Source organism: Nocardioides sp., assembly GCF_025964975.1.
Classification (GTDB): domain Bacteria; phylum Actinomycetota; class Actinomycetes; order Propionibacteriales; family Nocardioidaceae; genus Nocardioides.
In genome coordinates this window covers 1-9,182 of the sequence record NZ_JAOPXV010000218.1, presented here as the reverse complement: position 1 = coordinate 9,182, position 9,182 = coordinate 1, and the positions used below count along the sequence as shown (strand labels likewise).

Sequence of the window (9,182 nt, the reverse complement as noted above, 5' to 3'; positions counted from 1 at the left end):
GCCGCCGTCCCGGACGGGGCGGTCTGCTTCGCCGGCCGGTCGCCCTCGGCGGCAGACGGCGCCGTCGGCACGACGTCCACTCCCCCGAGGACGGCGAAGGCCGTGATGAAGAGCGCGAGTGCGGCCAGCACGATCCGGCCGTAGCGAGGGCGGACGGACCGGTGGCGACTCACGACGATCAGGCCTTCGTGGCCTTGGCTGCCTTCGGGTTCCTGGTGGCCTTCTTGCGCGCCTTGGGCCGCTCGGCCCGCTTGACGAGGTTGGCGGCGACCTCGCGGTAGGCCTGCGCACCCTTGCTGCTGCGGCTCGTCGAGAGGATCGACCGACCGGCGGCCGGCGCCTCGGCGAACTTGATCGTCTTGGGGATCGGGGGCTCGACGACCTCGAGGTCGTAGGTGTCGCTGATGGTCTCCAGCACGGTACGGGAGTGGTTGGTGCGGCCGTCGTACAGCGTGGGCAGCACACCCCAGACCTCGAGGTTGCGATTGGTGAAGCGCCGCACGTCGTGGACGGTGTCGAGCAGCTGGCCGACCCCGCGGTGGGACAGGGTCTCGCACTGCAAGGGGATGAGTACGCCGTCCGCGGCCGTGAGCGCCGCCACCGTGAGCACACCGAGCGAGGGCGGGCAGTCCAGCAGGACCCAGTCGTAGTGGACCTCGTCGTCGGCGAGGGCGTCGATCGCAACCTTGATCACGTGCTCGCGACCCGTCCGGGTCAGCAGGTCCGCCTCGGCCCGCGCCAGCTCGATCGTGGCGGGGAGCAGGTCCACGCCGTCCGCCGTCTCGACGATCGCCTCGGTGGGGTCGAGACCCTTGGTGAGGACGTGGTGCACCGACAGCTCGAGGTCTTCGGGGTCGATGCCGAGGGAGAACGTCAGACAGGCCTGGGGATCCAGGTCCACGATGAGGACCGAGTGGCCGAGCTCCACGAGGGCAGCACCGATCGAGGCCACCGTGGTGGTCTTGGCGACGCCGCCCTTCTGGTTGGCGATCGCGAGGGTCACCGTGCGTGATCTGCTCATCGAGTCCCATCATGCCCGACCCGGTTGGCACGATCGTGGCGACACCTGTTTGCTGGGGGCATGACTGCTGCCCTCATCACCGGCGCTACCGCCGGCATCGGCCTCGAGTTCGCCCACCAGCTCGCTCGGCGCGGGCACGACCTGGTGCTCGTGGCACGCGACGAGGCTCGGCTGGCTGCCGTGGCCGACGAGCTGCGGTCGGCGTACGCCGTCGAGGTGGAGACGCTTCCCGCGGACCTCGTCGTGCCGGAGCAGTGCGCCCGGGTCGAGGCCCGCCTGGCGGACCGTGGGCGCCCGGTCGACCTCCTGGTGAACAACGCCGGCTTCGGCCTCAAGAAGCGCTTCCTGGACAACTCCGTCGACGAGGAGCAGGCGATGCTCGACGTGCTGGTGACCGCTGTCCTGCGGCTCTCGCACGCTGCTCTCGGGCCGATGACCGAGCGTGGGCGCGGAGGCATCATCAACGTCTCGTCGGTCGCGGCGTTCCTGCCGCGCGGCACCTACTCCGCGACCAAGGCGTGGGTGAACAGCTTCAGCGAGTGGGCGCACAACGAGTACAAGCCGAAGGGCGTGACGGTGATGGCGCTGTGCCCGGGCTTCACCAAGACCGAGTTCCACCAGCGGATGGAGGTCAAGCGCGGCGACGGGTTCATGTGGCTGGAACCTGAGTTCCTCGTCAGGACCGCGCTCGAGGACTTCGACAAGGGTCGGGTCTACTCGGTCCCCGGCGCGCAGTACAAGGCCGTACGCGCCCTGACGCGGGTCATCCCCTCCGTGGTGCTGCAGCGCTACCAGTCGATGGGGCGGAAGTAGCCAGCGCGAGGATCCGCTCGTACTCGTCGGGGTCGGTGGTGTGGCAACCCAGGTCATGATCGACCTTGCCGGTGCCGTGGTGGTCGCTGGACCCGGTGACCACCAGCCCCAGGTTGCGGGCAATGCCGCGCAGCGTTTGCCGTGCCTGCGGCGAGTGCTCCTGGTGGTCGACCTCGAGGCCGCGCAGACCGATGGCGGTCAGTCCGGCCAGGGTCTCCTCGGTCAAGGCACCCGGTGCGCGGCCCCACGGATGGGCGATGACCGGCACGCCGCCGGCCTGGCCCACCAGACCGATCGCCTCCTCGAGCGGGCACGCGTAGCGGCGGACGTAGCCGGGACGGCCGGGATTGAGGAACTTCGCGAACGCCTCGTCCCGGCTGCCGACGGCGCCGGTCGCCACCATCACGTCAGCAATGTGGGGACGGCCGGTCGCTGCGGCGTCACCGGCGCTGCGGCGTACGTCCTCCTCGGTCACGTCGACGCCCACCGCCCGGAGCTGGGCGCAGATGGCTGGCACGCGGCCGTTGCGGCCGTCGAGGATCCGGTCGAGCGCAGCCACCAGCGGGGGGTGCACGGGGTCGAGGAGATAAGCGAGCAGGTGCACGCTCGCGGAGCCGAGCCGGGTGCTGATCTCCATCCCCGGAACGAGGGTGATGCCCACCTCGTCTGCAGCACGCTGAGCCTCCGGCCAGCCGGCAGCCGTGTCGTGATCGGTCAGCGCCACCACGTCGAGGCCGGCCGCCTTCGCCTCGCGCATCAGGTCCGCCGGCGCATCGGTCCCGTCGGAGACGAACGAGTGGGTGTGGAGGTCGATGCGCACCGGACAAGTGTGTCACCCGAGCGTCCGTCCACGTGGGTCACCAGTGGGGCGGTTTGCCGCCGAAGGTCAGCTCGACGAGTCGGGCACCGGCGTCTGCTGCGTCGCACAGGACCCAGTCGTCACGCAGCAACAGCGCGGCCGACGCGGGGTAGACCACGACCCACAACCAGCGGCCTTCCGCCTCCCCCACCAGCACGGTCCGGTCGAGGTCGGGGTCCTCGCCGGTCGAGACCGTCCACAAGGGCACCGCGGCGCGTCCCACCCTGACCCGGGCGACCGGCGCCCCTTCGCCGACGCCCGCCGGGTGGCTCCGACCGAGCCGAGCCACTCGGGCGCCGAGCCCGGTGCCGGGCTCCTCGGAGACGATCAGCACGTCGACTGCTCCGTCCAGCTCGCTCATCCCCGAGCAGCACGTCATCGTGGCCATCGCCGTCCGGTCGGGGGCGGCGACCACGCCGAAGTCACTGACCTGCCAACCCGGCCCCATCGGCCACGGAAGCAGCGTCGGGCAGGCATCGGCACGAGCCAGGTGATCCATGAAGGCGTCATAGAGCGCCTCGCGCGGGCGCCACAGCGGTGTCACTGCTCGGTGTGCAGGGCACTCCCAGCCCGACTCGAGCTCATGGATCGGCTCAGCGCACTGCGGGCAGCCGGCGAGGAGCATCCACCCAGTCTCACCGCTGTGACGGCGTCGTCAAGAGTTCCAGCGGAGGAGAACAGGCGTCTCGCGCTCGTAGCCGAGGACCGACAGCGTCGACGTGTCGAGGCGGAAGTAGCGGCCTTCCGTGACCGGCTGCTCGAGCCACCGGGCAGTGAGGGCCCGTAGCGAGTGACCGTGGGCGAAGACGAGGGTACGCCCGCTGCTCGCGCGGACCTTGGCGATCACGCGGTCCAGCCGCTCCGTGATCTCGTGAGGTGTCTCGCCGCCGGGCACCGGGTGCGACCAGACGGTCCACCCCGGCACGGTCCGGCGGATCTCTTCGGTGGTCACGCCTTCGTAGTCGCCGTACGCCCACTCGACGAGGTCGTCGTCGGGAGTGGCGTCCGGGAAGCCGGCGACCTCGGCCGTGACCCGGGCCCGCTGGCGTGGACTGGTGAACACCTGGGCGAACTCGACGTCGGCGAGCCGCGGCGCCAGACCTCGAGCCACCTCGACACCGTGCTCGGTGAGCGGCAGGTCGGTGGTGGAGGTGTGTTTGCCGTCCCTGCTCCACTCGGTCTCGCCGTGACGCACCAGCCACAGCTCGGTGGTGATGGCGGGGTCGGCGCTCATGGCGCGAGTCTGACACGCCGGTTGCCCCGGTTTGCTGCCACCATCAGCGCATGACGACCCTCGGCCGCGCACGCGGTGCCGACTGCGCGGCCTTCTTCACCCAGGGTCTGGTGTTCATCTCCCTGACCACCCGCCTTCCTGACGTGCGGGAGCGATGGGACCTCGGGGAGGTGGCGCTGTCCCTGATCCTGCTGATGATGGTGGTGCTCGCCGGCGTCGGCTCGGTGATCGCCGAGCGAGCCGCCCGGTCGAACGACAGTGCGCTGGTGCTTCGAGCGGGTCTGCTGCTCATGGTGGTCGCCGTCCCCTGCCTGGTCCTGGCACCCGCCTTTGCCTTCTTCGTCGTCGGCATGGCGGTCTACGGCGTGGCGTTGGGCGTGGTGGACGCCACCACCAACATGCAGGCGGTCGCGCTGGAGCATCGCTACGGCCGGACGATCCTGCCCTCGTTCCACGGGATGTGGACGGTCGGCGGGATCGTCGGCTCCTTGATCACCTTGTCGACGAGCTCGCTGTCGTTGTCCTGGGCCGCCCTCGTCGCCCTGGTGCCGCTGACGGTGGCCTTCGCTCCGTTCCTTCCACGGGACCGCGGCGCCGACCTTCCAGCAGCTGCGACCCCCTCGGTCGTGCCCTGGCGACCACTCCTGCTCGTGGGTGCGGCACTCGTGCTCTTCTACATGGTCGACACGGCGGCCGCGACCTGGGGACCGACCTATCTCGCGGACGAGTTCGACACCCCGTCGGGGCTCGTGGCCCTGGCGACCCTGCCCTACCTCGTCGCCAGCGGTGCGATGCGGCTGGCCGGCGACCGCCTCGCCGCCCGACACGGGCCGGTGGCCCTGCTCCGGTCAGGCGCCCTGGTCGCCTTCGGTGCGCTCGGTGTCATCGTCCTGGCACCGACGTGGCCCGTCGCCGTGCTGGGCTTCACGGTGCTGGGGCTCGGCGTCGCGACGATTGCCCCGCTCAGCTTCTCGGCGGCCGCCGTGCTCGCCGGCGGTGCGGACCTGACCGGAGCGGCGAGGCAGGCTCGCGTCGACGCGGTGATCGCGCGCTTCAACCAGTTCAACTACGTCGGGGCGCTCGTGGGATCGGTGCTGACCGGCCTCGCCGGTGCTGGCTCGCTGCGGGTCGGCTTCGCCGTGCCCATGGTGCTGGTGCTCGCGCTGGTTCCGCTGGCGAAGGCCTTCGCTCCGGCTCCGGCGCCAGCCCCTCCTCAGGCCGGCATCAGCGCCCAGTAGTCGAGGTCGAGCAACACGCCGTCGGCGTACTTCCCGTCCTCGTCGCGCAGCGTCATGGACTCATCCCGGCCCCTGGTCGCGACGAGCCGGAGGCGGATGGCGCCGACGCCGGGCGCGTCCGTCGCCGCTGTGTCGAGCACCTCCGACCACGCGTAGATCGTGCGGTCCGCGTAGGCCGGGGACACGTGTGCTCCGGCGTTGATCGCCGCGATGAGCTGGGCGTTGGCCAGACCGTTGAAGGACAGGGCGCGTGCCATCGAGATGATGTGCCCGCCATAGATGAGCCGGTTGCCGTCGGGACGCACCTGGGTGTTGAAGTGCACCTTGGCAGTGTTCTGCCAGAGCCGGGTGGCCAGCATGTGCTCGGGATCGGTGAGGGTCACGCCGTCGACGTGGTCGATCTTCTCGCCGACCTCGTAGTCGCCGAGTCGGTGCTTCTCGCCGGCTGCACTGTCGTCGTACGCCGTGAAGTCGAGGCCGGCAGGGATCTTGAGGTCTGCTGCGTCGACCGCGCTCTTCAGGTCGGGCACGAAGGTCTCGGGTGCCGGTGCCTCGACGTCGCGCTTGTTGACCATCACCCAGCGGCACCAGTCGAGGGCGACCTCGCCGCGCTGGTTGAGCGCCGTCGAGCGGACGTAGACGACGCCCGTCTTGCCGTTGGAGTTCTGCTTGAGGCCGATGACCTCGCTCGACGTCCGCAGCGTGTCGCCCGGGACCACAGGCTGGTGGAAGCGGCACTCGGCGTAGCCGAGGTTGGCGACCGCATTGAGCGAGATGTCCGGAACGGTCTTGCCGAAGGCGACGTGGAAGGCGATCAGCTCCTCGACAGGGTGCTGCTGCAGGCCCACCTGTCGGGCGAACTCGGCGCTGCTGGGGAGCGCGAACCTCGTCGGGTAGAGCGCCTGGTAGAGCGCGCGGTCGCCCTCGGTGATCGTGCGCGGGGTGGCGTGCTGGATGACCTGCCCGAGGGTGAAGTCCTCGAAGAAGTTGCCCCCGTTGGTCTTGCTCGTCGTCGTGCTGCTCGTCCTGCTCATGGGCCACATCGTGCCGCACCCGCGCCCGATGGGACGCGGGTGCTCACGTGGTCATTCTCACGGTGACGGTCAGCTGCCGCCGCCACCGGCCTTGCGACGGTGCATCTTCGGCGCAGCGCCACCCTCCACCTCGGCGCCGTGGGCCTTCTCCGGCGTCGGGCCGTCCTGGTGGACGCCCTTCTCCTTGTTGTTCTTCTTGTCCAGCGCCTCGCGCATCTTGGCCTTGAGGTCTTCGTTCGACATGAGCGGATCCTCTCCTCGGTCGGCACCAGCCTGCCAGTCCGCTCCGCCGTTGGTCGAGGGGGTTACGCCGCGTACGTTCCAGCGTCATGACCGAGATGCACGGCGATGACGTCCTGGCGCGGGTCGCGGACCGCATCCTCGCCATCCCGGCACGCCGGGTCGGTGTGGACGGAGTCGACGGCGCCGGCAAGACAGTCTTCGCGGGCGCGCTGAGGCGCGCGCTCGAGGCACGTGGGGCCCCGGTCGCCTCCGTCTCGGTCGACGACTTCCACCACCGACGCGAGATCCGCTACCGGCTGGGGAAGGACTCCCCCGAGGGCTTCTGGCTCGACTCCTACGACTACGCCACCCTCCGCGCGGACGTCCTCGACCCGCTGGCACCGGGCGGGAGCGCCGCTACCGCACGGCCTCCCACGACCTCGAGAGCGACGAGCTCGTGGCGGGCGGCTGGGTGACCGCGCCACCGGGCACCGTGCTGGTCGTCGAGGGGATCTTCCTGCACCGCGACGAGCTGACCGACTGCTGGGACTTCTCGATCTTCCTCGACGTCCCCTTCGAGGTGACGGCCAGGCGGATGGCGGCCCGGGACGGGTCGAACGTCGATCTCGAGCATCCGAGGTACATCGAAGGGCAGCGCATCTACCTGCACGAGTGCGACCCCCGGGCCCGTGCACACATGGTCATCGACAACACCGACCCTTCCGTCCCGGTTCTGGTAGAACCGGCCCAGGATCCCGCTTCCACCAAGACGAAGGGCACCCAGTGGCCAGCTCGACGATCATGAACCGACGCGACGTGGAGTTCCTCCTCTACGAGTGGCTCGACGTCCCCGCCCTGGTGGAGCGGGAGCGCTACGCGGACCACAGCCGGGAGACCTTCGACGCCGTCCTGGACCTCAGCGAGCAGCTGGCGACCCACCACTTCGCGCCGCTCAACGCCCTCGTCGACGCCAACGAGCCCTTCGTCGGTGACGACGGCAAGGTCGTGCTGCCTCCCGAGCTGGCGCGCGCGCTTGCGGCGTACTCCGAATCCGGGCTCAGCGCGAGCATCTTCGACGACGCAGTCGGCGGGATGCAGCTGCCGTTCGCGGTGCACATGGCGGCCACCACCTATCTCATGGCCGCGAGCGTCGGGGCATCGGCCTACCCGTTCCTCGCCGCCGGCAACGCCAACCTGATCGTGACCCACGGCTCCCCCGAGCAGGTGACCACCTACGCACTCCCGGTCATCGAAGGCCGCTGGTACGGCACCATGGCGTTGTCGGAGCCGCAGGCCGGCTCGTCGCTCGGTGACATCACCACCCGCGCCGTGCCCCAGGACGACGGCAGCCACCGCGTCACCGGGTCCAAGATGTGGATCTCCGCCGGCGACCACGAGCTGGGCGACAACATCGTCCACCTCGTCCTGGCTCGCACCCCGGGCGCCGCCCCCGGCACGAAGGGCATCTCGCTCTTCATCGTCCCTCGCTTCCTGGTCGAGGACGACGGGTCGCTCGGAGAACGCAACGACGTGGCGCTGGTCGGCCTCAACCACAAGATGGGCTACCGGGGCACCACGAACACCCTGCTCAACCTCGGCGAGGGCTTCACCACTCCCCGCGGGGCCGCTGGTGCGGTGGGCTTCCTCGTCGGCGAGGAGGGGCGCGGTCTCACCTACATGTTCCACATGATGAACGAGGCCCGGGTCGGCGTCGGTGCCGGCGCGGTGGCGCTCGGCTACACCGGCTACCTCCACGCCCTCGAGTACGCCCGGGTGCGGACCCAGGGCCGGGCGGTCGGCTCGAAGGACCCGGCCGCTCCCCCGGTGGCGATCATCGACCACCCCGATGTCCGACGGATGCTGCTGGCGCAGAAGTCGTACGTCGAAGGCGGGCTCGCGCTCGTCCTGTTCTGCGCGCGGCTCGTCGACGAGGAACGGACCAACACCGATGCTGCCGCCGCTGCTGAGGCTCGCGCGCTCCTCGGGCTCCTCACCCCGATCGCCAAGTCGTGGCCGTCGCAGTGGTGCCTGGCGGCCAACGACCTCGCCATCCAGGTGCACGGCGGGTACGGCTACACGCGCGACTACCCGGTCGAGCAGTTCTATCGCGACAACCGGCTCAACCCCATCCACGAGGGCACCCACGGCATCCAGGCCCTGGACCTCCTGGGCCGCAAGGTCCTGGAGGGAGGCGGCGCGGCCCTGGGGGTGCTCGGCGCTCGCATCGAGGCCACCGTGCGCACCGCGTCCGAGGCGGGCGGCGAGGCAGCGCCTCAGGCCGCGGCGCTCCAGGCCGCGTGGGACGACGTCCTCCGCGTCACCGCGGCCCTGTGGGAGAAGCTCGACCCGGCCCTCGCGCTGGCCAACGCGACCCTCTACCTCGAAGCCTTCGGCCACGTCGTGGTCGCGTGGCTCTGGCTCGAGCAGCTCGGGGCCTGCGGCACGCGTGACGGCGTCTTCTACGACGGGAAGCGAGCGGCCGCGCGCTACTTCTACGCCTTCGAGCTGCCGACCATCGGCCCCAAGCTGCGGCTGCTCGAGAGCCTCGACACGACGACTCTGGACCTCGACCCCGACGTGCTCTGACGTTTCTTCCCCACCGGGTCTCCATATCGGCCGATTTCGGGGCTTCGCTGTCGGTGGTCCCTGCTTGAGTTGACCTATGACAGCGACCGCCACCACCGCGACTCTGCCGGACTCCCCGGCCGAGGTGCTGGCCGCGATGCGGGCCGAGCAGGACACCCGCCGCGCCTGCGAAGTC

Annotated in this window: 11 protein-coding genes; 5 read left to right on the top strand and 6 right to left on the bottom strand. The window is 70.3% G+C overall.

Translation table 11 applies throughout. From position 1 onward, the window contains the following. Positions 1–178: 178 nt before the first annotated feature. Positions 179–1,021 (bottom strand): ParA family protein, encoded by an 843-nt coding sequence (locus tag JWN68_RS17595; protein ID WP_297741357.1) that lies wholly within the window; start codon positions 1,019–1,021, stop codon positions 179–181. 60 nt (positions 1,022–1,081) lie between these two features. Here JWN68_RS17595 and JWN68_RS17590 point away from each other — a divergent pair, with 60 nt between their 5' ends. Further along, positions 1,082–1,834: an SDR family oxidoreductase gene (locus JWN68_RS17590; RefSeq protein WP_297741355.1), complete on the top strand. Its 753-nt coding sequence runs from the start codon at positions 1,082–1,084 to the stop codon at positions 1,832–1,834. Here the strand turns inward: JWN68_RS17590 and JWN68_RS17585 are convergent. The 3 genes from JWN68_RS17585 to JWN68_RS17575 are packed head-to-tail and all read right to left on the bottom strand — an operon-like array spanning position 1,785 to position 3,927. Continuing rightward, positions 1,785–2,654, bottom strand: a complete 870-nt coding sequence (locus JWN68_RS17585) for a PHP domain-containing protein (protein ID WP_297741353.1) — start codon at positions 2,652–2,654, stop codon at positions 1,785–1,787. The genes JWN68_RS17590 and JWN68_RS17585 overlap by 50 nt on opposite strands. 37 nt (positions 2,655–2,691) lie before the next feature. Beyond that, complete coding sequence (locus JWN68_RS17580; protein ID WP_297741351.1) at positions 2,692–3,318, bottom strand: DUF6758 family protein; 627 nt, start codon at positions 3,316–3,318, stop codon at positions 2,692–2,694. Positions 3,319–3,348: 30 nt separating this feature from the next. Then, positions 3,349–3,927, bottom strand: coding sequence for a histidine phosphatase family protein (locus tag JWN68_RS17575; protein WP_297741349.1), 579 nt, complete (start codon positions 3,925–3,927; stop codon positions 3,349–3,351). Between the two features lie 50 nt (positions 3,928–3,977). Between JWN68_RS17575 and JWN68_RS17570 the strand changes: the two genes are divergently transcribed. Next, positions 3,978–5,165 carry an MFS transporter gene (locus JWN68_RS17570; protein ID WP_297741347.1) on the top strand — a complete coding sequence of 396 codons (1,188 nt, stop codon included), beginning with the start codon at positions 3,978–3,980 and terminating at the stop codon, positions 5,163–5,165. Here JWN68_RS17570 and JWN68_RS17565 read toward each other — a convergent pair. Next, the gene (locus JWN68_RS17565; RefSeq protein WP_297741345.1) at positions 5,141–6,199 is read right to left on the bottom strand and encodes a MaoC family dehydratase; all 1,059 of its coding nucleotides are present in this window, start codon (positions 6,197–6,199) and stop codon (positions 5,141–5,143) included. The two genes, JWN68_RS17570 and JWN68_RS17565, sit on opposite strands and share 25 nt — an antisense overlap. Before the next feature lie 69 nt (positions 6,200–6,268). Continuing rightward, on the bottom strand, positions 6,269–6,442 hold the full coding sequence (locus JWN68_RS17560) for a DUF5302 domain-containing protein (protein WP_297741342.1): 174 nt from the start codon (positions 6,440–6,442) through the stop codon (positions 6,269–6,271). Between the two features lie 86 nt (positions 6,443–6,528). Between JWN68_RS17560 and JWN68_RS17555 the strand changes: the two genes are divergently transcribed. The 3 genes from JWN68_RS17555 to JWN68_RS17545 are packed head-to-tail and all read left to right on the top strand — an operon-like array spanning position 6,529 to position 9,007. Then, positions 6,529–6,897 carry a hypothetical protein gene (locus tag JWN68_RS17555; protein WP_297741340.1) on the top strand — a complete coding sequence of 123 codons (369 nt, stop codon included), beginning with the start codon at positions 6,529–6,531 and terminating at the stop codon, positions 6,895–6,897. Continuing rightward, positions 6,894–7,226, top strand: a complete 333-nt coding sequence (locus JWN68_RS17550; protein WP_297741338.1) for a hypothetical protein — start codon at positions 6,894–6,896, stop codon at positions 7,224–7,226. Before JWN68_RS17555 ends, JWN68_RS17550 begins: the two co-directional genes overlap by 4 nt. Continuing rightward, a complete protein-coding gene (locus JWN68_RS17545; protein ID WP_297741336.1) occupies positions 7,223–9,007 on the top strand; it encodes an acyl-CoA dehydrogenase in 1,785 nt (594 codons plus the stop codon). The genes JWN68_RS17550 and JWN68_RS17545 overlap by 4 nt, the downstream gene beginning before the upstream one ends. Positions 9,008–9,182: the final 175 nt, after the last annotated feature.